Consider the following 26,585-nt stretch of genomic DNA (forward strand, 5'->3'; position numbering starts at 1 on the left):
GCTAGGCAGATACAGGTAATTGAAGTGCCAATGCTGTTTCCTCTGAATAAGGTATTTTGGTGACGAAGGGGGAAGACATGGCGCGGACCAGAGCGCTGTAGTTAAGCTGGAATGGAATTTCGGTGCCGATTGGCAGGCGGTCGCGGCCAGAATCCACAATAAGGTGATCACTACTCGATCCGAGGATTTTCATCCCGGGCGGCGGTATTAACCCTTCCGGGTCGGTATCCATATGTCCCAGCGCAAAAATGGACTGGGAGATACTGCCGCTGTCGGCCTGCGGTGTTGCTTTCCCAAAGGCGGTTTCTGCAATCATACCCCACGGCTGCGATGGTTTGACCTTTGACTCGATCACCTCCGCGATGAGTGTTATGGCGTCAGTAAAGAGTCCCTCAATCGGTTGGCGATGAAGCGGCTCGCAGCCCAGCAAGATGGCTTCGCCAAGACGGAGGTTATTAATCCGGCCGGTATCGGCACCCCCCAAAATCCAATTGAGATTACTTGAATTTCCGCCTGAGACAATTGAGATTATAGGCCCAAAAGTTGCGTCAATCGCATTCGCTAGTGCTGACAGTTCTGCCATATTTACTGCATCCGGCACGACACCGCAACGACAGGCCAGATTAGTGCCGATGCCTTTGAGAACAATGTTTGGGAAGTCCAGCGTACGACGCACGACATCCTCGAGGTCAGCAGGCATGATACCCTCCCGCAAATCCCCAAGCTCAATCATCAACAGTACCCCGTGCATCCGCCCCTGTGCTTGTGCAGCTTTGGAAAGTTCCGAGATAACGTCAAGTTCTGTGTTCAGACTGGTGTCCGTGTCTCTTACGATCTCGGCTGCCTGACTGATCATGGGCGAGCGGATGAGTGTGATAGGTGCTTCTATCCCGGCACGGCGCATGGTCTGGATATTCTCAATGCGCAGATCCGCCAGCCCACTTACCCCTGCGGCCAGCAATTGTCTGGCAACGATTGGCAGGCCTAACACAGCTTTTGTCACTGCCGAGACGGAGATGCCACGACGGCCAAGCAGATTGACCAAAAACCGGGCGTTATGATGGATTTTCGAGAGGTTGATTTCAAGTCGCGGGGTGGTCAATTAATGATCCCGGTCGATTTCTTTCTCAGCTGCGGGAAGGAAGCTAGAACCATCTCTACCAGATGATCCGGCGACTTTGTCAATGCGTCCGTCACGGGAATACCAAGTTCGCTTTCAAAGTGGGTGATCGCCAAGTCTATCTCGGCTTCGACCATATTCTCGTGATTGATTGTGAGCCCAATGACCTTGGTATCTGCAAAAGTCTCGATCAGGGTTACCTCGCTGGCAGGTGTCGGCATCGGCATTTGATCGAAGTCGCATCGGTAGATCCGTCCGGGAGCATGCTGGAGTACAACACCGTCAGGACAGGCCCCCCGTAGAATGAAGGATGATGTTGAAAAGGCCGGATGGCTGAGCGCTCCCTGACCCTCTACAATTATTATATCCGGGCTTTCTGCCTCGAAGGCTTCGACGATAGTCGCCTCTAGCTCGCCGCAACAAAACTGGGACGGGACGGCATCAAGCGCGATGCCGTAGCGCGCGCCTTGAATCAGTCCGGTCTGTCCAGTGCCGACCATCACCGCCTTCACGCCATACTCGTTCAATGCGCGTGTCAGGATGGTCGCGGTCGTTCGCTTGCCGATGGCGCAATCCGTGCCGAGCACCGCAATTCGGGGGCAGGTGACCTCGGCAATCCTGCCGCTGAACATGCGCAAGTCTTTTTTGTCGCGGGGCTTGCGGATATCAAGAATTGTAACATTGTAAGAGAGACAAGCAGCGGCAAAGACGGGGTCGTCATTGAGGAACTCATGCAGGCCGTTCACGATGTTCATGCCGTGGCTCATGGCCTCAATTACCAGACCGCGCTCACGCGTCGACAGCATGCCGCTTGAGGGCGCCATTCCGAATATAAAATACTCAGGCAGGCTATCCGCTAGAAATAAGGCCTCGGTGAGGTCACGGCAAATAGGAATACCGTTCGGCGCGTCTCCAAGGGCGGCGCCGGAATCAAGGCCAGCCTTTTCACTATCGATAACCGATAGGATTTCATACTTCTCGGAATGACGGACCAACCCGTTGGCCGTTTTACCGTCAATGGCACCGAAATTGCCTTCACAATAGACGATTGCTGTGTTGGTCGATTTTGGAATATCGCGAACCGGAAGTTTAATGGCCGATCCAGAACCCTTGAGAATTGCGGGTTCGTTTACGCGGGTAAACGCCCGCGGTTGATTGAGATGTGTAACGGAAGACATATTGGTTCCTTGATGATCACTTGGAGCCAGCAACAGGATCGCGCTGGCAAAGCGATTACAGTTCGCGGACATGTAAGCGAAGGCAACGAAAGTTGGGCGGCACTTTCGGTCACAAGTACCACAGATATATTGCCTTGATTACGCAGAGAGAGCGTTGACAAGACTTCCAGAGGAGACGCGGCTCACCGCGCCTCCGGAATGTTTCATAATGAAAACTATCCGCGTATGGCCTAAGGCGCCCACGCGACTAAAAAACTAGATTTTTTCTGCTAATGCATTCTGGCAAGCTTCTGCCAGTTCGCGATCCGGCTTTTCAGCGCCTAACGGAGTTGCCCAGCCGGCATCCTCAATAATCCCACGTCGTTTATAGCTATTAGCCTCTCCAAACTTGGCGAGCACGTCTATTGAATTGGGATCATTCCTGGAGTTTTCTAAGCAATAGGGCATAAGTGCCGTCGCAACCGCCATTTTGGAGTTCTCGCTCGACATATCATTGGCTGCGTTCTCTGTCATCCAGCCACCCCAGTTAAATCCCACTATAGCCACGGCGATAGCGCCTGCTCCCGCGCCCATAAGCGCAGGTTTAATCCATGTAGGAATTTCCATAAATAAGTCCGATCTGTATCAGGACAGGCACGCAGTATCGCGTGCAAGATCCTGTATCGTAACACAGTATCCCAAATATCTGGCATGGTTTAAGGCATATTTAATTCTCCTTCCGCTTGCACAATTACTTGTCAGTATCTTGGGTCCTACTTAATTGGGAGATAATTTTTAGGTGGTTCTACAAAGATGGAGAACTTTTAAGATAGCAAGGGAGTGTTATTCGGTTGAAGATATCCGTGGTCTTACGCGATAGACTGAACTCGGTTGTTCTTCTGGGAATAATGTTGAATCGTGATACCGATCCGGCAAATTAATCAAAAAAAATTGGATACTGTAGAGGAGGGTCGGAGAGAAACCGCTGCGTTTTTCCGACGTAATTATATCAAGGGGTTAGATCTAAACTACCTTCTTGCATCGGGTAATCCTGTACCAGAGGTCCGCCAGCCGCGTTTTATGCGCAATTGGGTTTTTCAGCTAAAACCAGAATTGATATAATTAGCAACAGGTTAGGGAGAATATAAACCTAAACTGAGGAAAATGTGGCGGAGGGTCGGTCCGCCACAATTTGATGTTTTTAAATGATTTTACAGTGAATTTTATTTCTACCCATATTTATACCCATCTTTTATAGATGGAGAAACGTCAATTTGAGCCGCATAATACAGCATAAGTATACTTTACACTTGACCAAAATAGCGGGGCAAAAACCAATATAGCAACAAATGCCAGAATTACGCCCAAAGTGTTTTTTAATAGCCCTGGCGGCCTTCTGATTGCGAAAACAAATACTGAACAGTACAAGCAAATCAGAATAGCGAGTACAGGAATGAATGAGTAATTTTGGAAAGCTACTCTTGCGCAGCTATTCATTTGACTTTCCCTATCTCAACCCAAATTGCGCTAAGAAGAGATGAAGTAGTGGACGAGCACCATTCCGACAGCAAAAAGCAACGCCACAACCTTACCAATAACCATATACCGCATATTTTTCCGTTGTTTCTTTTGCATGGCATATATCGAAGCTTGTTTATAGTCCTCTCCCTTTAGTTCAAGCTTGGAAATGCCTTCTTCAGCATTTGCCATATCTCCGGAACTGCCAGCCATATTGGATCCTCTTACAAATTAGTATGCTTCTCAAAATTGTGCGATATGATAGCACAAATCAACCATAATATTTTCTCTGCTAAAATATCAAAAAATCCAACCTTCTTTGACAATAGCTCAACAGGAAATACTTTCTTGACATTATCAACTTTGCGACCAGCAAAGAAAACTGCCGAAAAAATGATAAAGGTCGATCATGCTGGTGAAAATGGCGCAGTTAATATCTACCGCGCACAACGGTTTGTCGCCCGTTTCCGGTCCAAGTCAATCGTTAAACAGCTTGAACAGAATATGGAGCATGAACTCAATCATCGGAAAATATTTGCAACCTACCTGGCGGAAAATGGCATAAGACAATGCAAGAGCTATTTGGCTTGCGGGGCAGGGGGTTATATATTGGGATTTGCGACAGGACTAATCGGTCCGAAAGCCGTTGCAGCGACCACCTATGCGGTTGAAAATGTCGTTCTTGAGCACCTGGAAGAGCAGAGAGCATATTTATGTAAAGATGATCTAGCTGCTCATGATTGCGTAATACAGATAATTGAAGATGAAAAAGCACATCACGATGCAGCAAAAGACCAGCTTCAAGCAAACCAGCTAATGACAAATATCCTGATCCAGGTAGTCAAGTTTTGTACAGAATGCGTTATAAGGTTCGGTATGCGATAAAGCGAACTACTGAAGAACCTCTAAGAGCTAAAACCTAACCCAAACCGTTGCGCAGCCATCGCGTTGCAACGTTGCTCATACCACTCGCATTTCGCCTGCAACTTTTCATACGTCTTCCAGTGCATGCCTTTGGGCTTTTTCGGGAACCACTCATCAATGCAGGTACTCCCGCCAAGCCGACGGCGGATATCCTGCGCTTGCGATAGATACCGGAACATCGGGCTTTCCTGCTGGCTGTTATATCCGAGCCTGTAAGCCGCTCTACTCGCAAAAAGGTTGCCACCTGGGGGTAGGTGTAGCTTTGCCACCCTGGAGCCATTAGCAGGGCAAACAAACCACCAGCGCATGCCGCCATAGTGAGGATAGGTTACAGCCATTCGAACCTTGTAATCTTCTGGAGTGCCGTCGCGACGATAATGCAGCCGCACCCATGCCGCATATGGATCGATCAGGTCCGCTTCATAGCTAATGCTAGCCCGCTCTTCATCTGTCCGATTATTCCACCAGGTGAGGGAACCCCTAACATGCTTTCCCGGAATGATTGCCTTCTCCCGAACCAACTTGAACAGGTCCAGCGTCAAGCCGTCTTCCACAACCGTTTTCTTGCTCCACCGATACCAGGTACCGGAACCACTTCCGCCCATAATCCACCCAATTGTTTTTTGTCGAAATCAACAGGAAATTGTACCATAAATGGCGAATTTCTGCATCAATTTGCGACAGGAACAGAGCATTTGGGTAAAACAACAATATCGACTTATATATAGTGTGAGCAGCAAAGGTGTGCCAGCGCCAAACAATAGCAAAATCATCTATTTGTTGCGGCATAATCTATAAAAGATAAAGGCTGAAATGCTTGTTGGTATTACAGGTTGCAACATTAACGTAAAAAATTGTTCGACAGTAATAACGCCACCGTCATAAGCGTACACCGATACGGATAAAAATATCATAAACACAAATGGAATTAAGATCGGGAACAAAAACGACCATATAATTAAATTTTTGTGGATGTGGCTAAAGAAGGCTGAATAGAAAATTACCAACGCAGCGAAGACAGGAAATGAACCTATTATGCCGAGTATCATCGTTGCCGCAAGTGGTCTTGCATTAGTAGCGTCAACGCACGCTAGGATACCGCTAAATAGAAGTCCTAAAAGCCAGGAAATTACCAAATACAAGATGCCCAATTTTCGGTTCATCACGAAAAATATCCCAGACTTGATTTTTGCAACCTGCCTTTACCTATTCTTTGCATCATTTCTATTTTTGTCCACTTTAAATAACCTCGCACTACCCCTTCTCAAAGAACCCCGGATGGTCCTGATGTTCTCCATACTTCACCATACGTTCCCCAAAGCGGCGGTTGATATGGTCGATGACAGTGGCGAGCTTTTCGGGCTTGTTTGGCATACCTGGCGACAATGGCGCGAACAGGTCGCCATTGCGCTCCGTTAGCAGGATCAAGTCGCCAAGGTGAACGCTAATCGACAAAACATCCCCATTGCTGCGGCGGCGAATGTCTCCCCAAAGCCCCTCATAGAGCGAGAGCAAAAACCGCGTATCCCGCGTTGCCGTAATCTTCTTTCCGGCATGGCATGCCCCATCGGTCAAGCGGAGCGACAAATGAAAATGCCGGGTGCAATAACCATCCCTCCGCATTCGCTCCGATGCCTTCTCAACCAGCCAGCGCCCGACAAGTCTCGCCTTATGCGGAGGGCGGTACTCCGGCGCGAGAACCTTGCTGTTGCCATAGCCATTTCGCCTGGTCGGCATCAGCGGGATATCCATTCCCCGCAAGGCTCTGATAAACCGCTCTCCCTCAACCGAATGCCAAATCATTCTGGCATGGCGCGGATCGAGATTATAGAGCGCCCTCACGTCATAAATCCGGGCACCATAGAGCTTGCCCTTGATACCTTGTGAAATACCCGGCAGGTCATCAAGGGTTAGGTGCTTGATAGCCTCCGGCATATTCTCAGGGGCGAGCCATTGCAGCCCGTCCGGCTTCTCCAGCTTGCCCGCAATTTTCGCCAGTAAATGGTTCGGACCGATGCCAACGGAACTGCGAAGCTCCGAGCCGACCTTCTCCCGTATCGCCGCCTTGATTTCACGGGCAAGGTCCAGCGCCCGTTCCAGTTTGGCGCTACCGCCTCCCAACGCCACCTGGAATTCATCAATGGAGCGGACAAACTCCAATTCCGCGATTTCATCAATGACTCGGGCGATTTTCTGATTTACCCGCACATACAGCCGATGCCGGGAGGGGCGGAAGATAATACCGGGGCAAAGCTCCTTTGCTGCATAGATACGGGTGCCGGTTTTGATGCCGTATGCCTTGGCTTCATAGCTTGCCGCAACGCACGCCCCTGATTCATTGTCGATTGCCGTTATCGCAACCGGCTTGCCCCTGAGTGCCGGTTCAATCTGCTGTTCAACGCTCGCAAAAAAGCTATTCATATCAACATAAAGGGACCGCATTGGCGTCATGTCATAAAAATCCGTCTTGCAAAATGAGACCAAATGTTCTTTCTTTGTTCTCATGACGGAAAAGAAAAAGCAACTCGGAAATGTCGCCTTTGGTGGCAACTGGTCGGAGGAGCTGGTCGATAAAGACCAGCTTCAGAGAACGCTGTCTGTTATCGAGCGGGCGGCGCGGGACTGCGCCCGCCGGGAAGTGCGCTGCCGCCAGCTAGAGAAGGCGCTGGAAGAGATAAGCCGAACGTTAGAGAAGGGGCCGCAACTGACACGGCGGTTTATGCGGGCGCTTGCAGAACCAAACCCCGGCTTGAGGCATATGGAAGCGGGTAGGGTGGCGCGGATTATGAGAAGGTCAGTTGGGATTTAGGGGGAGTTTAATCACCACTATTAATCACGACGACCAGTTGGATTAGGATTTTTATACTTATGTTCCCGACAATAGCTTGTCCGCCGTCATTGACGTGAAGATGCTCGACCGTCATTTACTACAATATTTTTTTGTTACGCGTGTAATCTTAAGCTTATGAAAAACCTTCTATTAATTGCTCTACGCACTTGGCCAAGCGTGTGACAATAGCTTCTTACCTAGTCAATACGTATCTTACCGGAGCCCGAGAGAAGTGCGGTGGATTTGAGAACCACGGGTACCTTATGGCTGTGTCGAGGTCGCTGAAACGGTTTAGGTGAACAATTACCTTCACGCACAACCTTAAATTATCGTAAGCTGTCTCTAGAGTTATTATCCATCGAAAATCGAGTGAGCCATTGAAAATTCATACTCTAATTATTGCTTTCATGATTGGAATAGTTTGGTGTTCGACCGTGATAGCAGCTGATTATGAAAAAGGCCTAGCCGCAGCACAAAGAGGCGAATACGCCAGGGCGTTAAAGGAGTGGGAGCCTCTTGCTGAAAAAGGGAATGCCGATGCTCAAAGAAACTTAGCTCTGATGTATCGCAGTGGAAGAGGTGTTCCTAAAGACTATGAGCGGGCTATAAAATGGTACACTCTTTCTGCGGAACAAGGGAATGCGATTGCTCAGATTAGTCTCGGCGTGATGTACCAAAACGGTGAAGGTGTACCTCAAAACTATAGGCTGGCTTTGAAATGGTACACCCTTGTTGCCGAACAAGGGAATGCAGATGCTCAAGGTTATCTGGGAGCTTTATATTTCAAAGGTCAAATTGTTCCTCGGGACTATAAACAATCAGCGGAATGGCTCACCCTTGCTGCCGAACAAGGGCACGACAAAGCTCAGTCTATGTTAGGTGCCCTGTATTTACTAGGCGCAGGCGTCCCTCTAGATAATGTATTGGCACACATGTGGTTCAACATCGCCGCGTCATTGGGAAATGAAGATGCAATAGAAGGTCGAAAAAGGGCCGCAAGAATAATGACTTCCGACCAAATCTCGGAGGCACAGAAACTGGCTCAAGAATGTATGAAGAAAGATTACAAGGGCTGCTCAGGGGCCCAGAAGGATTTAAGGGTGCCGAATCCGTCAATCAAGGCAATGGCAGCGACCTTGCCACTGACAATAAATGAGATGGATGCCTTTAAACAGCAAGTCCAAAAATGCTGGAATTTGCCGACGCGTGCGGCCAATGCCGAAAAATTGATTGTAACAATTCGCATGCAATTTAATCGGGACGGGACATTGAACGGCAATCCGGAAATCGTCAATAAAGGTAGCATCAAGAACGATTTTGAAAGAGTGGTGGCAGAAAGTGCGCGGCGCGCTGTTATCCAATGTCAGCCCTATAAGCTGCCGACTGAAAAATATGAAACCTGGCGCGCTGTCTGGATGAACTTTGAAACAAAGGATATGTTCTAAATGATGGGAAACCTCATGTTCAGAACTCTAGGCAAAAACTATCTTAGTTCAATTCAGCACTAAGTCCATTTTTTATGATGACGGAAAGAGACGATGCCGTGTGTAATTTCAGGTAATATTTTGTTCGCAATTATTCTTGGTATGATGATGCGCCTATTCAATGTTTCCGTACTTTTTATCCTGACGACTTTGGTCCTGGCGGGCTGTAGTCAGCTCGACAGTAATACTATCTTGGGAGAAGCAGTTGGTGAGATAGATAATCAGCCCATCGAACAAGCGACGGCCCATTTAGCAGACAAGACTGTGCGGACATATAATTATGCCTATGGAAACCAGATTGAGTATTTTGCCCCCGATGGTCGCGCTTACCTTTGGTATCCTGGGAATAGCCGTCCTGTTCCCTCAAGATGGCGATTGGAACATTTTGTCTTCCGATACAAAATTTGCTTTCAATACCCAAATAGTAGTTATGACGCTGTCACCAAAGAGCCGGGTGGTAAATGGGAGTGTCAGTATCTCTATCGATATGCTGGACGTATTGTTGAGATAACAAAGACAGACATTTTTAATCTTGCGAGTGGTCGGGTGCCCTATAAACTTCCGCCCCAAAACTTGGATTTCGCTACACTACAAGCGAGGATAAAATAAGGTATTTCTTATTGCGTCATTTACTCCAATCTCAAGAGCCAGCATCGCCGTTTATCTATTTCGCATGCTTGCTGCCTTAGCTCCATTGCTCGCGTTTCATCCTTTGCTATACCTTGTCCTTTCTTATAGGCTCCGGCCAAAGCACCACACCCCGCCGCATTGCCTCCATCACAAGCTTTCTTAAATAATTCAAAAATCAAAGAAGGGTTATTATTTCCCTCGCGTTGCTTGAAATTGTACCAGCGCTCATGAAGTAAGTATCCGCGATTAAAGCAACCTTCGGGAAAACCTCCATCGCAAGACTTGCGGTAATTAACCAGGGCTTTATCAATATCTTGATCTACTAACCAACCCCTTTGAAACATTCTACCGAGCGCATTGCACGCAACTAAATCGTCGTTAGCGCAAAATCCAGTATAAAGATTGACGGCAATTGAATCTGGCGTGTCATGTAATCCAACTTGATGTATTTCTCCAAAACCTTTGCATGAATATAGGGATCCTCTGTCACAACCTGCGCGGAGTATGGCGCTAGCTTTGGCGGTATTTTTCTCAACGCCATCGCCATCCTTATACATGTTGCCAAGACTTAGACACCCATTTCGCGCCGCAATGTCATACTGAATACTGCAAGATTTTTCGTATAATTTTATAGCTGTTTCCACATTTCTCTGGAAGTCGTAACCTCCTCTATACATGTAGGCTAACGAGTTGCAGCCTTTAGCAAAATCATTGTCGCATGCTTTCGCAAATAGGGTAGCCGCTTTCTGTACGTCTGTTGTCCATTTAAGATTGCCTACGTACTTGTATCCATGCACGTAACAGGCCTCTCCATGTCCGGCATCACAAGCCAAGTTTAAGTAGTGCTTTGCTTTGTCAATATCAGTCGAGTATCCTCCGTCATAGGTTCTTCCCAGGAAAAAACAGGATTCGAGATTACCTGCCTCACATAGTTCCTTATTTTTCTTAATGGTTGCGTAACTTGGCTTGCTGTCAGGCAACAAAAAAATAGCGGTGCAGCCGCATAGGAAAATGGCCAGAAAGGAACTTAAGAATATAGAGTTGATGAGTTTCATTCTGCTGCTTTTGCTATCCACATAGTCTAGCATCTAGCCTGCATGCCTTTTCATATAAAACGGTAGACTTTTCTTCGTCTCTATCAACGCCATCACCTTCTTTATAGATATTGCCAAGAGTTTGACAGGCATTCGCATGCTCGCCGTCACAAGACGTGGTAATGTATTGAATTCCCTTCTCAACATCCAATGCCGTATGGTCGCCGTGCCGAGTAAGATTTCCTATTACGAGACAAGCCTCCATAAAGCCTTTCTCGCAACCTTCCTGAACCAAAGAAGGGCCTCTGGATACTCCCTCTTCTCCCTCAAACCCCAGCAGTAAAACCAGACCATATGCGTAACAATCCGACGCAGAGCCAGCATTACATTTGTCTACATACAACGCTTTATTTTTTGCTTTGTTCTCGGAATAAAATTTTTCCTTTTCCTCTGCTGTCATTTTTCCGCTTGAACAGCCAGCGGCGAGTAAGAAAGTTAAAATTACAAGATAAGTAATACGATGCATGACGGCCTGTTACCCTCGCTGTTTGTTTTAATATCCAAAGGAATTTGTTCTATTAGCTAGGTTGCAACATAACCGAATTTCAATCCAGAGTTATTTTTGTTTTCGGAATATACTCTCTTAGGATACGCTACCCTTCAACATGGCAAATTACTCTATGGAACGAGAGAAAAGATGCGCAGTTTAAGCAGTAGTTAAAACTACTGCAATCAACCCAATTCTTTTTTGTCGAAATCAATAGGAAATTTGTGCAGGATCAAAACCTGCCGGTACGAGCTAAAATGTCATCGAGAAGGGCATAAAGCGGTGCAGGCCATACTACACCCTTAGAAGCAGAGTCTTCCAGACGTTGTTTTATATGTACCGCTGATATCGGTCCATAGCTCTCCAAATCTTGATACACCCCGATGGTACATGAAATTATGTCGTAAATTTTCTGCCTTGCCTTATTCTGCTTATGCCAATTAAAAGGAAGAAAAATGGTAGCAATGGATGCAAGCACAAAAAGAACGAATACTATAACTCCAGCCACCCAAAAAGCCCATACTTCGTCAATCAAAACAGCGGCACCAATGAATGTTCCGGCAACAATTCCGTCAATTATTCGACCTAAAAGATAACCCACTAGCGCATGCTTTCGTTTCAACGGTGACATGGCAGGAATATACCAAGCTGTATATTCATTAATCATCTCGTCACCAAAAGAGTACATTTCCATTGCCACAAGAATGTCGACTAATAATCGATCAAATGCCTGACATCGCCAAGGCTCTTCAAGATAACGGCCTACAATGTGTTCAATTTCAGAACGATTAAGAGTTGGTGTTTCTTTGTCTACAATAGTTTGAAGTGGAAATCGCTTTCGTATCCAAAAATCTTGTTGCTCGATAGTTGGAACATCCTGTTTCTCTAAATCCTCATCGAAACCAGCGTCCTCATCGTCTTCTTCCCTTTTTTGCCATTTATCTTCAAATGAAATCATCGCGTGGCGCAAATCTTCTAAAATGTCGATAGCCTGCGGTAAAATATTCCATCTGAAAATTTCTAAATCGATATTTTCGTTTCGTGCATACGTCTCGACAGCTTCCGAAATCTCCTGAATATAATATTCAAAGCCTTTGCGGCGAAGCTTCTCACCTATTAGATTTTTTTGTGTCTGCTCCACACAATCTTTTCTTAGTCTCGCGTATTCATCCATCGGCTTCGTTGAGTAACTAAAATTTATTTCAACCAGGTTATCACAGATCCAATGCGGCTCAGCAAAAAAATAAAATCATGTATTGATGCATTGTCAAAAATCATAGAGATCAATCAAAGATACAAACTCGCGATGTCGAGTAAATCGAGCCAAGTTGAGAATTTTCACGCCGCAAAACTTGATAAATTATGATTTTTTATCAGTGCATCGACAAATTCTTGCGATTTCAATAAATCATTTTATATCAATGAATTACAAATTCTCACTGGGGCCTTCAGGAGTTACCCATTTCAAATGTCCAGCCTATGCTGAATGCTTTGCTTTGCTGTCATCAGGGGCCTGGTCGCGCTCATACATGCCATAATCGCGGATGACGCTGGCGATACGTATGCGGTAATCCTTAAAGACGGAGGCGCGGCCCTTTGCCTGGGCATTCCTGTGCGCTGATATATTGCGCCATTGTTCCACCGCCGCCTCGTCACGAAAGAAAGAGATGGAGAGGATTTTATTATCGTCAGTCAGGCTCTGAAATCGCTCAACCGAAATAAACCCGTCTATCTCGTCAAGGGTCGGGCGTAGGCTCGCCGCGATATCCAGATATTGCTGTTTATGCTCTTGATGCGGATACACTTCAAATATGACGGCAATCATTTTGCAAAACCTTTCTTGTTCAATTGTGAGGCTAATTTGCTAGGGGATAGTGTAGCCAGAACCGTAACATTCATCGCGCCCGTGAATCAGGTAAAAGATTCGCAGAAATTCAATTAACTGTAAAATCACGATTTCGAGTTTCAAGCCGGGATATTGTAAGTGGCTCAATCTTGAAGGGTCGATTATGGGAGAGGGATTAGATGGAGTTTTGTTTAACTTACTCCTCCCTACACCCAAGATATATAAGGTCCCTACAATAAGGGGGTACCAGATAGTCGGAAAAACGGCTTAAAACTGCCATTCTCAAGTTTGCGGTTCAACCGTTTTCCCGTGCCGTACTCCATAAATTAGGGGGTACCGTACCCGCCAATTATAGGGGTCAGATAGTTTTTTCTGGCAGCTTTTTTGATCTTTTTCCGGTGGCTTCTTTTTCGCCGCCACTCTTTAATTTCTGCCTCAGTTTTTGGCTTCCACTCATTCGTTGCTGGATTGCCGTCTCTATCTGCATAATAAGTGAGGCGATATTTGGAGGCGTCGTTTCTACCCGCCCATCGACCGCCGCGCTGGACCTTGACCAGACCCAGGAATACAGCTTCGTCAATAGCGTCAGTGACATAGTTTTTGCCAATGCCCCATTCAATTAACTGCGAGTGCGTTGCAAAGAGATTGCCATTTTCTGTCCCGACATGGTTCATATGCTCAAGTTCCAAAAAGTCTATCAAGCGGGCAACGTTTATGCTCCGGCAGCGCCATGCATCGCTCGCAGTAATTTCTCTTGTACGCCAAACCCACGGCTCATCTTTTGGCGGCCTCATGATTGCGCCACGACGGCCCGCGTATATACCGGAACTACGGCCCGTCGCGTCTGGTTTCCCGAAACTACTCAATCTACTTTATCCACTTTAGACTGGAGCACATAACGCGCATGATTGCCGGGGAAGGGGCCTTTATGGGCTTCCCATATGGTCTGTATATCCAGCCCGTATTCATGACGTAACTGATGAATATAGGCACTCCAGCGCGGGGCAGGGTTATCGCGGGGCGTACAGCCTCGCTTGCCTGCCTTTTTAAGCTCCAGGAGTGCCCAGGCATATCGCCCCGGTATTTCACGAGTGACGCGGTTTCCATCGATGTCATAGGATGCTGTGATTTTGAGCCGCTTCATTTGACACCTCCACCAAGCAAATCGTCATATACTTTTGCAAATGCTGGGGTGAAATTATGTCGCCGTTGTAAAATGGAAGCTCTCTGACTCAAGGGAGTTTGAGTCTTTTTCAACTGACCAGATCCATGAAGAGCAGAGTTGATATTTCGTGCTTTATCGTCTATGTATTTCATACAGCTTTTTTCCGTAAAAGGTTGTGAAGTTAAAAGAGAACGGCTGTGCCTGCGCGACCAAACGAGTCATGGCCGTTCTCACTTTCAATTGACGTTCTTTCATTGAATTTTTCCAATCTCTGGCAAACGCCCTAGCCAGTTTTCAAATTCCGTTACGGGAATAATTGTCCGGCGTCCGCATTTGCGGCCCTTCAATCTTCCTGATGCAATTTCCTGATAAAGTTTTGTCCGACCTATTCCTGCCCGCTGACAAGTTTCGTTTACAGAAAGTACGGCTCTATAATCAGTGTTACTATTATCCAAATTGGTGTCCTCTTGTTACTATAATTCTGCAGATTTTCACGATTCGTTCTACGGTCGCCATTATACGTGAAAACTCTTTGAAGTTCAGGTCTCGTTTAAAAAAAAGTTGTGGACATTTTTTTCCACATTATGTGTTTGTTGGGGATAAAATTGAATTATTGCAGAAATATAGTATGGCAATTAATTTAGGAGTTGCCTTATCGTTACTATTTTTTCCTCGAATTCAGTTTCTCGGCGTGCGCAATACTCTCCCCAGTCCCGCATAATCCGAACTCTTTTCTCGTATAGGTCGCCCCGGCGATAGGCGGCTTCCACTTTATTGCCAACACTATGTGCCAGCGCCATTTCTGAAACCTCATTCGGGTAGTTGGTTCGCTCCGTTGCCCAGTCTTTAAATGTTGACCGGAATCCATGCGCTGTCAGGTCATTGCGACCCATGCGCTTTAATAGCTGCAGGAAGGCCATGTTGCTCAAATGGCTGTTTGGCCTTTGCCCCGGCAACACGTAGTCATTCTGCGCCACCTCTTTTAATCTGGCGAGAACATGCAGCGCGGGCTGTGATAGGGGAACGCGGTGTTCTTTGCCTGCCTTCATTCGATCCGCCGGGATAATCCAGGTTGCCGCGTCCAGATCAAACTCGGTCCAGCGCGCCTTGATAATCTCACCTGTGCGCGCCGCTGTCAGGATTAGCAATTCAAGCCCCATTGCGGCGATGCCTTCCTGTTCACGCAGCGCAGCCATAAAGTCGCCCAGGTCATCATAGGGCAAGGCGGCATGGTGTTTGACCTGCTGCACCTTGGAGCGGGCGGGCAGTATCTTGTCAAGATTGCCTTTCCATCGCGCTGGATTCTCACCCTCCCGATATTTTCGCGCCGTTGCCCAGTCCAGCACCGATTCAATCCGGCCCCGCACGCGACTGGCGGTTTCGGGCTTCTCGGACCAAATCGGCTCCAGGATTTTCAAAACAAGGCCTATATCGACATCAGCAACGGAAAGACTACCAATCACAGGGTAAACATAAGTTTCAAGAGTGCTGGTCCATTGGCGGGCATGCTTGACGTTCTTCCAGCCCTTACTATGTGCCGCAATGTATTTATCTGCACATTGTATAAACGTCATTGTTTTGACCGCTAAGGCCTGTAACGCGTGCCGCTCAGACTGCCTGACTTCTATCGGGTCCAAGCCCTTGCGAACCAATTTCCGGCAATTCTGGGCTTCCTCACGCGCTTCAGAGAGAGAAACTTCAGGAAATCCACCTAGCCCCATATCCCGCGTGCGCTTGTTTCGGGTGAAACGGTATATCCAGGATTTCGTATCAAAACTGCTCACCTGGAGATAAAGCCCGCCACCATCGGCATACATGCCTTTACGTGTTTCAGCTTTGACCGAGAGTGCATTCAGCCTGTGAAGTTGCCTTGCCATCCGCCTGCCTTTCGTTGTTACCCATTTTTCTACCCATATTTTAACATAGGCTTTAGGCGAACGCTAGCGGATATCAGAAATTACTGATGTATCAGGAAAGGCACAATTACTGCGGTCTTAAAGGATATTGGCGAATGGTGGGGAACATTGAAAAACAGGGAAGTGGCGGAGGGTCGGGGATTCGAACCCCGGAAGGGCTTGCACCCTTGCTGGTTTTCAAGACCAGTGCATTCAACCGCTCTGCCAACCCTCCGTATCGCAAATTCGGTGCGGCGCCAATACTATGGCCCCTTACGGTTGCGAATAGTCCTGATCGTTTAAAGTTCCAGCCGGGTGCTGTCAATATATTTGATTTTAAAATCCGCTTTATCTCTGAGCGTGAATAAAGAGCGGCAATAATCAAGCCTTTTCCGCCTGAAGCCGTTGCGAGATCCGCAGAATTTGTGGCAAAAAAGGAGAGATCAGTAAATCGGAGTTCCAATGGTAAAGAAATCGGCGCGTAATTTTATTTTCTCTTTGGTCGGCATTTTCTTAGTTGCTATTTCAACACCGAGCTTTGCGGCGCAAGAACCGTTCGACCAATGGCTGCCCAAGTTGAAGGCTGAAGCGCGGGAAAACGGCATCAGCCAGGCAACAATTGATGAGGCTTTCGCCAACGTCAAGCTGATCGAGAAAATCGTCAAGCTGGATCGCAAGCAGCCCGAAACCGTCCAGACTTTTCAGGAATATATGGCGCAACGCCTGCCAAAATCTCTCGTTGATTCCGGCAAGGCCATGCTTAACCAAAACCGCGCCCTGCTAGAAGAGGTGGGTCGTAAATTCGGTGTACAGCCCCGCTTTATTGTTGCGCTTTGGGGGGTCGAAACCCGCTATGGCAAGTATACTGGCGGCTTCAGCGTGATCGATGCGCTTACAACATTGGCCTATGATAATCGCCGTGCCGCCTATTTCAGAAAAGAGTTGCTGCTTGCGCTCAAAATTCTTGATGAAAATCATATTGCCCTTGCAGATATGAAAGGCTCCTGGGCCGGGGCAATGGGACAGTCCCAGTTCATGCCGTCTAGCTTCGTCAATTTCGCTGTTGACCATGATGAAGACGGCCGTCGCGATATCTGGACAACAAAGGCCGATGTCTTTGCCTCTGCCGCCAATTATCTGTCGCAGTCAGGGTGGAAGTATGACCAGACATGGGGCAGGGAGGTCCGGTTACCAAAAGGCTTTGACCTGTCCCTAGTCGATTTGAAAATCGCCAAACCCATGGATGAGTGGGAAACTCTCGGCGTGACCAAGGCCGACGGCAGCCCGCTCCCGTCTCGCCAGCTTGTTGGGTCACTGGTACAGCCCAAGGGTGGGAACGGGCAGACCTTTCTGGTTTATAATAATTACCGGACAATCCTGAAATGGAACAGGTCAACTTATTTTGCGATGTCCGTCGGCCAGCTCGCTGATCTGATCGGAGACGGGTAAATGTTTGTTAAGCGTAGCGTAAAAGGTGTCAGTAACATGAGAAAATTATTCCCCAACGCCGGAATTCTGACCATTCTTGCAATAACACTACTGATCGGCGGCTGCTCCGAGGTTAATCTGCTCAGCTATGGGGCAAAAAAATATCATGCCTCCCATGACAAAAACAGTTCTACCGTCGACAATAAAGGTATTGATCGTGGCGTGCCCAAGCTTGGCAGCCCCTATGAAGTCGCAGGCGTCTGGTATTACCCAAAGGTGGATAACGGCTATGACGAAACCGGCATCGCCTCCTGGTATGGGGAGCCGTTCCACGGTCGCAAGACCGCCAACGGTGCGGTCTACGACATGCATAAACTCACCGCTGCCCATAAAACGCTGCCCCTGCCAACGGATGTAAGGGTAACGAACCTTGAAAATGGGCGCTCCATAATCGTCACGGTCAATGACCGCGGCCCGTTTGCCCATTCACGCATCATTGATATGTCATACCGCGGGGCGCAGCTTCTTGGGATGGTGGAGAAGGGGACTGCAAAGGTCCGCGTTCAGGTCATTAACGGAGGCGGCGACCTGGATCAGTCTATTATCGCCAAGCCAACAACCCCTGTGAGTGAGAAAAATAACGTTGCCGCTGCGCCTCAGGCCAAGATAGTTTCAGGCACCCTTGCGCCGCCGCCAAATATCAAGGCGGCACCACTGCCAAAACTGGAAACACTTCCGGCGCCAGCAAAGCCAACAACCGAAACTCAACTCGCGTCGGCCTCTGCTTACAGCGCTCCCTCACCTATTGTGAGTGCCGCTCCCATCACTGAAAGTGAGATTTTTATTCAGGCCGGCGCGTTTGTCGATTATAACAACGCCAATGTTTTGAGCGCGCGGCTTTCAACGATGGGGCCGACGAAGGTCAGTCAAGTTCTGGTAAACGGTCAGGATTTTTATCGTGTCCGTGTAGGTCCCGTTCAGGACATTGCCAGGGCGGACCAGGTTCTGGAAAATCTAATTAATACCGGTCATACGGATGCCCGGATTATTATCGAGTAAGCGGCCATAAACTGGTCAAATTAGCGCATTAGGACATAAATTCGTTTATCGAATGCTCCCTGCCGAGCCAGCGATAAGAATAAGACAAACTGAAAGCATGAGTGCGATGACACACAGGACCTCACCAACAGGATTTTTCTCCGCCCTTTTCCTATGCCTGACGCTCTTTGCAGGCAGCACTTTAGCCCAAAGCATTGAGACCCCGGCGCGGGAAGCATTCGTCTTTGATTTGAACACGGGCGCGGTACTCCTTGAGAAAAATGCTGATGAGTTGATGCCGCCAGCCTCCATGAGCAAACTGATGACGGTGACAATGGTATTTGAGCGCCTGAAAGAAGGCTCTCTCAAGCTTGATGATACACTGCCCGTTAGTGAGAAAGCCTGGAAAAAGGGCGGCTCAAAGATGTTTGTCGAGGTGGATACACGGGTTGCCGTTAGTGATTTGCTGCGCGGGATTATCGTTCAGTCCGGAAATGACGCCTGTATCGTGGTTGCCGAAGGGCTTGGCGGATCCGAGGAGGGCTTTGCGGAGGCCATGACATCTAGGGCGCGGGAGCTTGGTCTTGAAAAAAGCACCTTCCGAAACGCGACCGGCTGGCCGGATCCGAACCACAAGATGACAGCGCGTGAACTTGGTTTGCTGGCAAAGCATATCATTCAGGATTTCCCGGAATACTATCCGATTTTTGCCGAAAAAGACTTTACTTTCAGCGAGATCAAACAGGGCAACCGCAATCCGCTTTTATATAAAAACAATGGATCTGACGGCCTCAAAACCGGCCATACCGAAGAATCCGGCTACGGCCTTGTTGGATCGGCGGAACGGGACGGGCGACGTATTGTTGTTGTTGTGAATGGGCTTGAAAATGCCAAGGCGCGCAGCAGAGAATCCGAACGGCTGATGGAATGGGCCTTTCGCGAATTCAATAACTACGCTCTCTTCAAAACTGGCGATATTGTCGATAATGCGCGGGTCTGGCTCGGGAACGAAGATACAGTTCCACTCACTGTGGAATCTGATTTGACTGTCACTCTCTCACGGGCGGCACGGAAATCCATGACGGTCAAAGTCGTGTATAACGAGCCGATCCCGGCACCGATCATCAAGGGAACACCTGTGGCCCAGCTTGTCGTTGAAGGCCCCGAAATTGAAACGATAACGGTTCCACTGATTGCGACAGAGGATGTGACCCGCCCCGGCGCAATCAAGCGTCTGACGTCGGCGGTTGAGTATCTTGTTTTCGGCCCGTCCTCAAACTAGGTCGAAGCAAGCAGGATGCAAACGCAAAAGCGGCCAGGAAAATTCATCACGCTTGAAGGAGGGGACGGAAGCGGCAAATCCACGCAAAGCCGTCTTCTCGCCGAATTTCTACAAGAAAAAGAGATCGACACCCTACTCACACGAGAACCGGGCGGTGCCCCGGGCGCGGACGAAATCCGGGAGCTTATTCTGACGGGAGAACCAGACAGATGGGACGCCATTGGAGAAACGCTACTTTTCTATGCCTCCCGCAGAAATCATTTGCGCCTCACAATCTGGCCAGCCCTTGACGAAGGCCGCTGGGTTATATCCGACCGCTTCGCGGATTCCACCATGGCCTATCAGGGATATGGCAATCAGTTGGGCGAAGAAGCCGTGCAGAAAATCCATGATTTCGCTGTTGGGGATTTTAAGCCGGACCTAACATTCATTTTTTCCCTGCCTGTGGAGGAGGGGCTTCAACGCACCATGGGGCGAACTCATAACGAGGATCGTTTTGAGAAGATGGATCTTGCGTTTCACGAACGCCTCCGCGATGGATTTCAAAATATTGCACGGCAAAACCCGGATCGTTGCGTCCTTATTGATGCGACGCGTTCCGTCGAAGACATCCAGCAGGAACTTCGCGATATCCTAACAGCGCGTCTGTTGTCGTGACTGACTTACCGCAATCTGACAAACTCGATGGTTATCCCCACCCGCGGGATACTACTCATCTTATTGGTCATGAAGAGGCAGAGGAGCGCTTTCTCGATAATTTCATGAGTGGGCGCTTTCATCACGCATGGCTGATCACCGGTGCGAGGGGCGTCGGCAAGGCCACCTTCGCCTATCGCGCGGCAAAGTTTCTCTTAAGTCAGCAAGCAGGCGGAGGTGGGGGGCTGTTTGGCCCGCCCGAGACCCTCGACGTGCCAGAGGACGATCCGGCGCTTGCGTTGATGCATGCAGGATCGCACCCGGGCCTTGCAGTGCTCCGGCGGCAGTATGATACCAAGGGAAAGAAATTCTATACCGCGATCCGTGTCGATGATGTGCGCACCCTGAGCCCGTTTTTCCAGCTCACCGCCTCCGAAGGGAGTTGGCGGATTGTTATCGTTGATTCCGTGGATGATATGAACCCAAGTGCGGCTAATGCAATTTTGAAAACACTGGAAGAACCGCCGAAGAAAACTCTGTTCCTGTTACTTTCGCACACACCGGCGGGGCTGCTCCCGACTATCCGGTCTCGCTGCCGTCAGCTCGCACTGCGTCCGCTGGATGACGCCAATATGAGAAAAGTTCTGGCGCCGCATTGTGAGACACTGTCGCCGGAACAACTTGATATGCTACTGACCCTCTCGGAAGGAAGTCCTGGAAAGGCACTTCGTCTGCTGGAGGCAGGAGGGCTTGAAATCTTTACTGCTCTTCTCGATATCTTTAAGGAATATCCCCGTCTTGATGCCGAAAAACTACATGCCCTTGCAGATAAAAGCGGCCTGAAAGATGGAGAGACCAGATACCGGAGTGTGTGCGAGATTTATCCCTGGTGGCTGACCCGTCTTGTGCGTGCCGCCAGTGAGGATTTTGCGGGCAATAATCTTATAGCTGGCGAAGCGGAAATCATGAAACAGATGATCTCCCGCCATTCTCCCTCTGACTGGGCGCAGCTTTGGGAAAAAGGGAATGAGTTGATCAAAAGAGCGGATTCAATCAATCTCGACCGCAAACAGGTTGTGCTCAACCTGTTTTTAAATGTAGAACGCATGGGCAGATAAAACCAAAAACGGTGCGGATAGTTGATGTTAGTCGATAGCCATTGCCATTTAAATTTTGAACAGCTCTCCAGCCAGCTTGACGATGTCGTTGCACGGGCGAGGGAGGTCGGGGTCGGCCATATGCTGACCATCGGCACGAAGCTGCGTGAGTTTGAAGCGGTGCGCGCCATTGCCGAGCGGTATGACGATATCCATTGTTCCGTCGGTGTGCATCCGCATGAGGCCGAAAGCGAAGGCGATGAGGTCACGGCAGCGAAGTTGATCGAGCTGGCATCGCATCCGAAAGTTGTCGGAATAGGCGAAACGGGCCTTGATTATTTCTATGAACATGCTCCGCGGGAACTCCAGAAAAAATCCTTCCGACTGCATATCGAAGCCGCACGCGAAACCGGCCTGCCAATCATTGTGCATACGCGCGATGCCGATGCGGATACCGTTAACATTTTGCACGAAGAGTACGAGAAGGGGCCTTTCACAGGGGTTATCCATTGCTTTAGCTCAGGCTGGGAAGTCGCAGAGAAATCTATGGAAATTGGGTTTTATATCTCCATTTCCGGGATCGTGACCTTCAAACCCGCGGATGAACTCCGTGGTCATGTTCGCAACATACCTGTCGAGAAATTATTGGTCGAAACGGATAGCCCGTATCTTGCACCGGTTCCCAAACGTGGCAAGACGAATGAACCATCCTTCGTTGCCCATACGGCGGCGAAAGTCGCAGAACTAAAGGGGCTCGACCCGGATCAGCTCGCCGCCATCACGACTGAAAATTTCTTTAACCTTTTCAATAAGATAGAGCGGAAACTTTAATGGAAGTGACAATATTAGGTTGCGGCACCTCCGGCGGGGTGCCTCGCATCGGAAATGATTGGGGTGCCTGCGATCCAAATGAGCCTAAAAATCGCCGCCGTCGCTGTTCCATTCTGGTCAAGGAAAAAGACACAACTGTTCTGATCGACACATCACCGGATATCCGTGAGCAACTTCTCGATGCGGATATTGGTAAACTTGACGGCGTTGTCTGGACCCATGAGCATGCCGATCAGTGCCACGGGATCGACGAGCTTCGTGTACTCGCTATTCGCAACCGCGAACGCGTTAACGTTTGGAGTGACCAGAAGACACTCGATATCCTGATGACACGATTTGATTATTGCTTCCGGCAAGAAGGCAAAAATCCATATCCCGCCATATTGCAGGAGCATTATATTAACGGGCCGTTCAGTATCGGCGACATCGACTTTATTCCGTTCGATCAGGATCACGGCAGTATCACAAGTCTTGGCTTTCGCATGGGTGCCATCGGCTATTCAAATGATCTTGTTAATCTTGATGATCGAGGATTTGAAATCCTTAATGGCGTTGATACATGGATCGTCGATGCGATGCGCTATACGCCGCATCCAACGCATGTAAATCTTGAAACAGCACTTCAATGGATTGATCGCCTGAAACCACGGCGCGCAATTTTAACGAATATGCATGTGGATCTGGATTACCAAACATTGATCAAGGAATTGCCAGACGGTGTTGAGCCAGCCTATGACGGCATGGTGATCTCTGTATAAGAAAACATACCCTTATTTTCAGCGCGCTCAGCGTACGAGACGCTCCCTTGTATCGTCGAACCCCCTCAAAATGGGGCCTTAAAAGCCCCCCGGCCTATAGGAGCCCCATTTATCCCTATCCAATATTTTCCATAATATATATTATGCGTAAAATTGATATTTGGATAAATACTGCATTCCGCCGCCCTCTTCAGAGAATTATTTAAATGGCACGCAGTTATTCTTCGCCATAGATAATGGTTTCTATAACATCAACGCTCTCGGCATCAATCACCAGCGTCGCGACATCAAAAGAAAATCCCTGTCGTGCAAGTGATGCCAGCTCCTTGTTACGGCGCTCGCCCCTTGTCTCTTCCGGTTTATACGGCCCGAACCGCCTTCGTTTCACAAACCGCGCTGCGGCCCGTCTATCGAGCTTGCTCCAGTCGTCTCCAAGCGCATCGAGCGCCCGCGCCTGATCGGCGTCCGAAAACGCCATCTCCTGCAATTTGAGGCCGATCTGGGCAATTGACCGCCCCTCCCGTGCCATTATCCGTGCCTTGCTAGCGGCAAATTCAGCATCATTGATAAAGCCGGCCTTGATCATATCCGCGACGACCTTCGCGATATCCTCTATCAGTTTTTCCTCCGACAGATCAAAATGCTCCAACTGCGGCGCGGCTTTATCCCGCAGATGCCGTGCCATTTTATGACTTGTCGCCGGAAATCGCTTCAAATAGCGGAGCGCTTGATCCCGCAACCATTTCGGCGTCGGTTCAACCGGCTTTCGGGGACGTTTTTCTTTCGCCTTTTTCTCTTCAGTCATCCAAAACTCGATTATTTCGTCAGTTTTCGCATGTTACTTATGGCCAGAGCCAAAGGAAATCCTTTAAACTTCATTTCTCTTGAAGTTTTTGCGCGAAAGACTCTGCATGTCCGAAAATAAGGCATCCACCCCGATCGACCAACTCCTTGATATTATGTCTAAATTACGCAGTCCGGATGGAGGGTGTCCGTGGGACTTGGAACAGAATTTCAAAACCATCGCCCCCCACACAATCGAGGAAGCCTATGAGGTTGCGGAGGCTATTGCAAAAAACGATATGACTGAGTTGAAAGATGAACTTGGCGATTTAATGTTTCAGGTGGTGTTTTACGCGCAAATGGCAAAGGAGGCCGGTGATTTTGACTTCAACGACGTGATTGCCGCCATATCGGAAAAGATGATCCGCCGTCACCCCCATGTATTCGGCAATGCCGATATCGCGACAGCAGAAGCGCAAACGACGGCCTGGGAAGAAACAAAGGCGCAGGAGCGGGCGGAGAAAGGAAAAAACTCCAATAAAGCCCCTTCTGCCCTTGATGGCGTTGCCAAGGCCCTACCCGCCCTGACCCGCGCCGTAAAGCTACAGAAGCGCGCGGCACGCGTTGGTTTCGACTGGCCTTCCATTGCGCCGGTATTTGATAAAATCGAAGAAGAACTCGGCGAACTTCGGACGGAGATCGACACGAACGGCGGCCATGACCGTATTGCCGAGGAATATGGCGATCTGCTTTTTGTGCTCGCCAATCTGGGACGACATCTCGATCTTGAGCCGGAAACCGTCCTGAGAGCCGCAAATCGAAAATTTATACGACGCTTTCAATTTGTTGAACAACGGATTGAAAATAAAGGAAAAATACTAGAAGAATGCAGCCTTGAGGAATTGGATAGCGTCTGGAATGAAATTCGTTCGGAAGACAAATTAAATCAATAAAACCAGATCATTAAGCCTGATCTTTAAGAATTTTCTCTAACCTGCCCAGATTTTCCGGCGAAAACTTCGCTTCGATATGCACTTTGTCATCCCTGTCCGCTCGTTCAAGCACTGTCCCATGTCGGTAGATCCAGGAGAGCGTCGCCCCGTCTTCGGCTGGGATATCAAGCTCCATTATTTTCTGCTTCGCTGTCAGCTTCTCTTCAATAAGCGCGAGGAAAGCTGGGGTTCCCTCACCTGTCACGGCGGAAATGGCAACCTGCCCTTCCTCTCGCGCGACACTGTTGAAAAGTTTCTCACGCGCGTCTTCGTCCAGAATGTCGATCTTGTTCAGAATTTCCAGATAGCTGCCCGTATCATCCGTATCAACGCCGAGCCTCTCCAATACATCAAGTACATCCTGCCGCTGAGCGCCCGTGTCAATATGGGTAATATCTCGCACATGGACAATCAGGTCCGCCTCCAGCACCTCTTCCAAAGTCGCACGAAATGCCGCCACAAGCTCTGTCGGCAAATCGGAGATGAATCCCACTGTGTCAGAAAGAATCACCGGTTGCCCGCCGGGCAGGGTAATCTTTCTCATTGTTGGATCAAGGGTGGCGAAAAGTAAATCCTCCGCAAATACATCCGATTCCGTCATGCGGTTAAACAGCGTTGATTTTCCGGCATTGGTATAGCCGACAAGAGCAACGATGGGATAAGGAACCTTTTTACGCTTGGCGCGGTGCAGTTCACGGGTCTGGACAACGGAATTGAGTTGTCTCTTGATCTTGGTGATCCGCTCGTCGATCAGGCGCCGGTCGATTTCAAGCTGGGATTCACCCGGACCACCGATAAAGCTCAGGGAACCACGCTGTCGTTCCAGATGGGTCCAGGACCGCACCAAACGGGTGCGCTGATAACTAAGATGGGCAAGCTCTACTTGCAACGATCCCTCGCGGGTCTGTGCCCTTTCGCCAAATATTTCGAGGATTAACCCGGTCCGGTCGACAATTTTCACATGCCAGCGGCGTTCCAGATTGCGCTGCTGCACGGGAGTCACCGGCCCGTCGATAATAACCACATCAATTTCAGCGTTTTTGATATATGCGGCAAGCTCGGCAATTTTTCCTTCACCGAAAAGCGTTCCGGGTTTTGCCTTGGACAGGGTGATGATTTCCGAGTGCACCACATCGAGGGATATGGCAGCCGTCAAAGACACAGCCTCTTCAAGGCACCCTTGCGGATCCCGAAGCTTGCTTTGTGTCTTTGTCTTTATATAAGGGTGCAGGACAAGCGCCGTTTCCCCTGAACGCAGGCTGTCGCGTTCCGAATTAATTTCCATGAGTTGGATATAGGGGGCGCATGGAGATATTAAAAGATCAGTTTTCTGCGTTTGGATCAAAAAGCTGAATTGGTCCGGCAGGCATTACTGTCGAAATAGCATGTTTGTAGACAAGCTGTTCATGGCCATCACGCCGCAGCAATACGCTGAAATTATCAAACCAGCTGATAGAACCCTGAAGCTTTACACCATTAACCAGAAACACGGTTACCGGAATTTTATCCTTGCGTACCTTGTTCAGGAAAACATCTTGTACATTCTGTGACTTCTCAGCGCCCATCTTGAATTATCTCTCGTCTGTCAAA

General features: G+C 48.7%; 29 protein-coding genes and 1 tRNA gene. 12 read left to right on the plus strand and 18 right to left on the minus strand.

What is annotated here, in order from left to right:
* Nucleotide 1 precedes the first annotated feature (1 nt).
* From AC0L73_RS00965 to AC0L73_RS00980, 4 genes are all read right to left on the minus strand, one after another.
* The gene (locus AC0L73_RS00965) at nt 2-1,102 is read right to left on the minus strand and encodes an alanine/ornithine racemase family PLP-dependent enzyme (protein WP_473654649.1); all 1,101 of its coding nucleotides are present in this window, start codon (nt 1,100-1,102) and stop codon (nt 2-4) included.
* Nucleotides 1,099-2,298, minus strand: a complete 1,200-nt coding sequence (locus AC0L73_RS00970; RefSeq protein WP_473654650.1) for an N-acetyltransferase DgcN family protein — start codon at nt 2,296-2,298, stop codon at nt 1,099-1,101. Before AC0L73_RS00970 ends, AC0L73_RS00965 begins: the two co-directional genes overlap by 4 nt.
* A 255-nt stretch (nt 2,299-2,553) precedes the next feature.
* Nucleotides 2,554-2,904, minus strand: coding sequence for a hypothetical protein (locus tag AC0L73_RS00975; protein WP_473654651.1), 351 nt, complete (start codon nt 2,902-2,904; stop codon nt 2,554-2,556).
* A gap of 900 nt (nt 2,905-3,804) precedes the next feature.
* Nucleotides 3,805-4,008 (minus strand): hypothetical protein, encoded by a 204-nt coding sequence (locus tag AC0L73_RS00980; RefSeq protein ID WP_473654652.1) that lies wholly within the window; start codon nt 4,006-4,008, stop codon nt 3,805-3,807.
* Nucleotides 4,009-4,053: 45 nt separating this feature from the next.
* Here AC0L73_RS00980 and AC0L73_RS00985 point away from each other — a divergent pair, with 45 nt between their 5' ends.
* Nucleotides 4,054-4,680 (plus strand): demethoxyubiquinone hydroxylase family protein, encoded by a 627-nt coding sequence (locus AC0L73_RS00985; RefSeq protein WP_473654653.1) that lies wholly within the window; start codon nt 4,054-4,056, stop codon nt 4,678-4,680.
* Between the two features lie 20 nt (nt 4,681-4,700).
* On the opposite strand, the gene AC0L73_RS00990 is transcribed toward AC0L73_RS00985, so the two are convergent.
* Together AC0L73_RS00990 and AC0L73_RS00995 are read right to left on the minus strand one after the other, a co-directional pair.
* On the minus strand, nt 4,701-5,324 hold the full coding sequence (locus AC0L73_RS00990; protein ID WP_473654654.1) for a hypothetical protein: 624 nt from the start codon (nt 5,322-5,324) through the stop codon (nt 4,701-4,703).
* Between the two features lie 649 nt (nt 5,325-5,973).
* The gene (locus AC0L73_RS00995; RefSeq protein WP_473654655.1) at nt 5,974-7,170 is read right to left on the minus strand and encodes a Y-family DNA polymerase; all 1,197 of its coding nucleotides are present in this window, start codon (nt 7,168-7,170) and stop codon (nt 5,974-5,976) included.
* A gap of 52 nt (nt 7,171-7,222) precedes the next feature.
* On the opposite strand from AC0L73_RS00995, the gene AC0L73_RS01000 reads away from it, so the two are divergent.
* The 3 genes from AC0L73_RS01000 to AC0L73_RS01010 all read left to right on the plus strand — a co-directional run bounded on the left by AC0L73_RS01000 (nt 7,223) and on the right by AC0L73_RS01010 (nt 9,642).
* Entirely contained in the window at nt 7,223-7,528 is a 306-nt protein-coding gene (locus AC0L73_RS01000) for a hypothetical protein (protein WP_473654656.1), read from the plus strand.
* Between the two features lie 455 nt (nt 7,529-7,983).
* Nucleotides 7,984-8,994 carry a tetratricopeptide repeat protein gene (locus AC0L73_RS01005; protein ID WP_473654657.1) on the plus strand — a complete coding sequence of 337 codons (1,011 nt, stop codon included), beginning with the start codon at nt 7,984-7,986 and terminating at the stop codon, nt 8,992-8,994.
* A gap of 93 nt (nt 8,995-9,087) precedes the next feature.
* Nucleotides 9,088-9,642 (plus strand): hypothetical protein, encoded by a 555-nt coding sequence (locus tag AC0L73_RS01010; protein WP_473654658.1) that lies wholly within the window; start codon nt 9,088-9,090, stop codon nt 9,640-9,642.
* Between the two features lie 20 nt (nt 9,643-9,662).
* On the opposite strand, the gene AC0L73_RS01015 is transcribed toward AC0L73_RS01010, so the two are convergent.
* The 9 genes from AC0L73_RS01015 to AC0L73_RS01055 form a co-directional block, all read right to left on the minus strand.
* The gene (locus AC0L73_RS01015; protein WP_473654659.1) at nt 9,663-10,751 is read right to left on the minus strand and encodes a tetratricopeptide repeat protein; all 1,089 of its coding nucleotides are present in this window, start codon (nt 10,749-10,751) and stop codon (nt 9,663-9,665) included.
* The gene (locus tag AC0L73_RS01020; RefSeq protein ID WP_473654660.1) at nt 10,732-11,223 is read right to left on the minus strand and encodes a tetratricopeptide repeat protein; all 492 of its coding nucleotides are present in this window, start codon (nt 11,221-11,223) and stop codon (nt 10,732-10,734) included. Before AC0L73_RS01020 ends, AC0L73_RS01015 begins: the two co-directional genes overlap by 20 nt.
* A 253-nt stretch (nt 11,224-11,476) precedes the next feature.
* Complete coding sequence (locus tag AC0L73_RS01025; RefSeq protein WP_473654661.1) at nt 11,477-12,385, minus strand: hypothetical protein; 909 nt, start codon at nt 12,383-12,385, stop codon at nt 11,477-11,479.
* Between the two features lie 336 nt (nt 12,386-12,721).
* Nucleotides 12,722-13,069, minus strand: a complete 348-nt coding sequence (locus AC0L73_RS01030; RefSeq protein WP_473654662.1) for an antibiotic biosynthesis monooxygenase family protein — start codon at nt 13,067-13,069, stop codon at nt 12,722-12,724.
* A 347-nt stretch (nt 13,070-13,416) separates the two neighbouring features.
* On the minus strand, nt 13,417-13,884 hold the full coding sequence (locus tag AC0L73_RS01035; RefSeq protein ID WP_473654663.1) for a hypothetical protein: 468 nt from the start codon (nt 13,882-13,884) through the stop codon (nt 13,417-13,419).
* 68 nt (nt 13,885-13,952) lie between these two features.
* The gene (locus tag AC0L73_RS01040) at nt 13,953-14,234 is read right to left on the minus strand and encodes a winged helix domain-containing protein (RefSeq protein WP_473654664.1); all 282 of its coding nucleotides are present in this window, start codon (nt 14,232-14,234) and stop codon (nt 13,953-13,955) included.
* Between the two features lie 272 nt (nt 14,235-14,506).
* On the minus strand, nt 14,507-14,710 hold the full coding sequence (locus AC0L73_RS01045) for a helix-turn-helix domain-containing protein (protein ID WP_473654665.1): 204 nt from the start codon (nt 14,708-14,710) through the stop codon (nt 14,507-14,509).
* Nucleotides 14,711-14,890: 180 nt separating this feature from the next.
* Entirely contained in the window at nt 14,891-16,132 is a 1,242-nt protein-coding gene (locus tag AC0L73_RS01050; RefSeq protein ID WP_473654666.1) for a tyrosine-type recombinase/integrase, read from the minus strand.
* A 163-nt stretch (nt 16,133-16,295) separates the two neighbouring features.
* Nucleotides 16,296-16,385: transfer RNA gene (locus tag AC0L73_RS01055), tRNA-Ser, on the minus strand.
* 227 nt (nt 16,386-16,612) lie between these two features.
* On the opposite strand from AC0L73_RS01055, the gene AC0L73_RS01060 reads away from it, so the two are divergent.
* The 7 genes from AC0L73_RS01060 (at nt 16,613) to AC0L73_RS01090 (ending at nt 23,220) form a co-directional block, all read left to right on the plus strand.
* Complete coding sequence (locus AC0L73_RS01060; protein ID WP_473654667.1) at nt 16,613-17,599, plus strand: lytic murein transglycosylase; 987 nt, start codon at nt 16,613-16,615, stop codon at nt 17,597-17,599.
* A gap of 36 nt (nt 17,600-17,635) precedes the next feature.
* Complete coding sequence (locus AC0L73_RS01065) at nt 17,636-18,637, plus strand: septal ring lytic transglycosylase RlpA family protein (protein ID WP_473654668.1); 1,002 nt, start codon at nt 17,636-17,638, stop codon at nt 18,635-18,637.
* Between the two features lie 97 nt (nt 18,638-18,734).
* Nucleotides 18,735-19,898: a D-alanyl-D-alanine carboxypeptidase family protein gene (locus tag AC0L73_RS01070; RefSeq protein WP_473654669.1), complete on the plus strand. Its 1,164-nt coding sequence runs from the start codon at nt 18,735-18,737 to the stop codon at nt 19,896-19,898.
* Between the two features lie 15 nt (nt 19,899-19,913).
* Nucleotides 19,914-20,555, plus strand: coding sequence for a dTMP kinase (gene tmk, locus AC0L73_RS01075; protein ID WP_227952131.1), 642 nt, complete (start codon nt 19,914-19,916; stop codon nt 20,553-20,555).
* On the plus strand, nt 20,552-21,652 hold the full coding sequence (locus AC0L73_RS01080; RefSeq protein WP_227952132.1) for a DNA polymerase III subunit delta': 1,101 nt from the start codon (nt 20,552-20,554) through the stop codon (nt 21,650-21,652). The genes tmk and AC0L73_RS01080 overlap by 4 nt, the downstream gene beginning before the upstream one ends.
* Nucleotides 21,653-21,676: 24 nt before the next feature.
* Nucleotides 21,677-22,462, plus strand: coding sequence for a TatD family hydrolase (locus AC0L73_RS01085; protein WP_227952133.1), 786 nt, complete (start codon nt 21,677-21,679; stop codon nt 22,460-22,462).
* Nucleotides 22,462-23,220 (plus strand): MBL fold metallo-hydrolase, encoded by a 759-nt coding sequence (locus AC0L73_RS01090; RefSeq protein WP_473654670.1) that lies wholly within the window; start codon nt 22,462-22,464, stop codon nt 23,218-23,220. Before AC0L73_RS01085 ends, AC0L73_RS01090 begins: the two co-directional genes overlap by 1 nt.
* A gap of 217 nt (nt 23,221-23,437) precedes the next feature.
* Here AC0L73_RS01090 and AC0L73_RS01095 read toward each other — a convergent pair whose 3' ends face one another.
* A complete protein-coding gene (locus AC0L73_RS01095) occupies nt 23,438-24,025 on the minus strand; it encodes a regulatory protein RecX (protein ID WP_473654671.1) in 588 nt (195 codons plus the stop codon).
* 106 nt (nt 24,026-24,131) lie between these two features.
* On the opposite strand from AC0L73_RS01095, the gene mazG reads away from it, so the two are divergent.
* Nucleotides 24,132-24,956: a nucleoside triphosphate pyrophosphohydrolase gene (gene mazG, locus AC0L73_RS01100; RefSeq protein ID WP_473654672.1), complete on the plus strand. Its 825-nt coding sequence runs from the start codon at nt 24,132-24,134 to the stop codon at nt 24,954-24,956.
* Between the two features lie 10 nt (nt 24,957-24,966).
* On the opposite strand, the gene hflX is transcribed toward mazG, so the two are convergent.
* Nucleotides 24,967-26,280, minus strand: coding sequence for a GTPase HflX (gene hflX / locus AC0L73_RS01105; protein WP_227952137.1), 1,314 nt, complete (start codon nt 26,278-26,280; stop codon nt 24,967-24,969).
* Nucleotides 26,281-26,317: 37 nt separating this feature from the next.
* Nucleotides 26,318-26,560 (minus strand): RNA chaperone Hfq, encoded by a 243-nt coding sequence (gene hfq / locus AC0L73_RS01110; RefSeq protein WP_227952138.1) that lies wholly within the window; start codon nt 26,558-26,560, stop codon nt 26,318-26,320.
* Nucleotides 26,561-26,585 lie beyond the last annotated feature (25 nt).

The sequence above is a fragment of the Sneathiella sp. D3-11 genome (assembly GCF_055809395.1).

What these genes read in the sequence shown, in the direction of transcription:
- AC0L73_RS00970 (WP_473654650.1), bottom strand. Translation starts at nt 2,298, where the DNA reads ATGTCTTCCGTTACACATCTCAATCAACCGCGGGCGTTTACCCGCGTA.
- AC0L73_RS00975 (WP_473654651.1), bottom strand. Translation starts at nt 2,904, where the DNA reads ATGGAAATTCCTACATGGATTAAACCTGCGCTTATGGGCGCGGGAGCA.
- AC0L73_RS00980 (WP_473654652.1), bottom strand. Translation starts at nt 4,008, where the DNA reads ATGGCTGGCAGTTCCGGAGATATGGCAAATGCTGAAGAAGGCATTTCC.
- AC0L73_RS00985 (WP_473654653.1), top strand. Translation starts at nt 4,054, where the DNA reads ATGATAGCACAAATCAACCATAATATTTTCTCTGCTAAAATATCAAAA.
- AC0L73_RS00990 (WP_473654654.1), bottom strand. Translation starts at nt 5,324, where the DNA reads ATGGGCGGAAGTGGTTCCGGTACCTGGTATCGGTGGAGCAAGAAAACG.
- AC0L73_RS00995 (WP_473654655.1), bottom strand. Translation starts at nt 7,170, where the DNA reads ATGACGCCAATGCGGTCCCTTTATGTTGATATGAATAGCTTTTTTGCG.
- AC0L73_RS01000 (WP_473654656.1), top strand. Translation starts at nt 7,223, where the DNA reads ATGACGGAAAAGAAAAAGCAACTCGGAAATGTCGCCTTTGGTGGCAAC.
- AC0L73_RS01010 (WP_473654658.1), top strand. Translation starts at nt 9,088, where the DNA reads ATGCCGTGTGTAATTTCAGGTAATATTTTGTTCGCAATTATTCTTGGT.
- AC0L73_RS01015 (WP_473654659.1), bottom strand. Translation starts at nt 10,751, where the DNA reads ATGCTAGACTATGTGGATAGCAAAAGCAGCAGAATGAAACTCATCAAC.
- AC0L73_RS01020 (WP_473654660.1), bottom strand. Translation starts at nt 11,223, where the DNA reads ATGCATCGTATTACTTATCTTGTAATTTTAACTTTCTTACTCGCCGCT.
- AC0L73_RS01030 (WP_473654662.1), bottom strand. Translation starts at nt 13,069, where the DNA reads ATGATTGCCGTCATATTTGAAGTGTATCCGCATCAAGAGCATAAACAG.
- AC0L73_RS01035 (WP_473654663.1), bottom strand. Translation starts at nt 13,884, where the DNA reads ATGAGGCCGCCAAAAGATGAGCCGTGGGTTTGGCGTACAAGAGAAATT.
- AC0L73_RS01040 (WP_473654664.1), bottom strand. Translation starts at nt 14,234, where the DNA reads ATGAAGCGGCTCAAAATCACAGCATCCTATGACATCGATGGAAACCGC.
- AC0L73_RS01050 (WP_473654666.1), bottom strand. Translation starts at nt 16,132, where the DNA reads ATGGCAAGGCAACTTCACAGGCTGAATGCACTCTCGGTCAAAGCTGAA.
- AC0L73_RS01060 (WP_473654667.1), top strand. Translation starts at nt 16,613, where the DNA reads ATGGTAAAGAAATCGGCGCGTAATTTTATTTTCTCTTTGGTCGGCATT.
- AC0L73_RS01065 (WP_473654668.1), top strand. Translation starts at nt 17,636, where the DNA reads ATGAGAAAATTATTCCCCAACGCCGGAATTCTGACCATTCTTGCAATA.
- AC0L73_RS01070 (WP_473654669.1), top strand. Translation starts at nt 18,735, where the DNA reads ATGAGTGCGATGACACACAGGACCTCACCAACAGGATTTTTCTCCGCC.
- tmk (WP_227952131.1), top strand. Translation starts at nt 19,914, where the DNA reads ATGCAAACGCAAAAGCGGCCAGGAAAATTCATCACGCTTGAAGGAGGG.
- AC0L73_RS01085 (WP_227952133.1), top strand. Translation starts at nt 21,677, where the DNA reads ATGTTAGTCGATAGCCATTGCCATTTAAATTTTGAACAGCTCTCCAGC.
- AC0L73_RS01090 (WP_473654670.1), top strand. Translation starts at nt 22,462, where the DNA reads ATGGAAGTGACAATATTAGGTTGCGGCACCTCCGGCGGGGTGCCTCGC.
- AC0L73_RS01095 (WP_473654671.1), bottom strand. Translation starts at nt 24,025, where the DNA reads ATGACTGAAGAGAAAAAGGCGAAAGAAAAACGTCCCCGAAAGCCGGTT.
- mazG (WP_473654672.1), top strand. Translation starts at nt 24,132, where the DNA reads ATGTCCGAAAATAAGGCATCCACCCCGATCGACCAACTCCTTGATATT.
- hflX (WP_227952137.1), bottom strand. Translation starts at nt 26,280, where the DNA reads ATGGAAATTAATTCGGAACGCGACAGCCTGCGTTCAGGGGAAACGGCG.
- hfq (WP_227952138.1), bottom strand. Translation starts at nt 26,560, where the DNA reads ATGGGCGCTGAGAAGTCACAGAATGTACAAGATGTTTTCCTGAACAAG.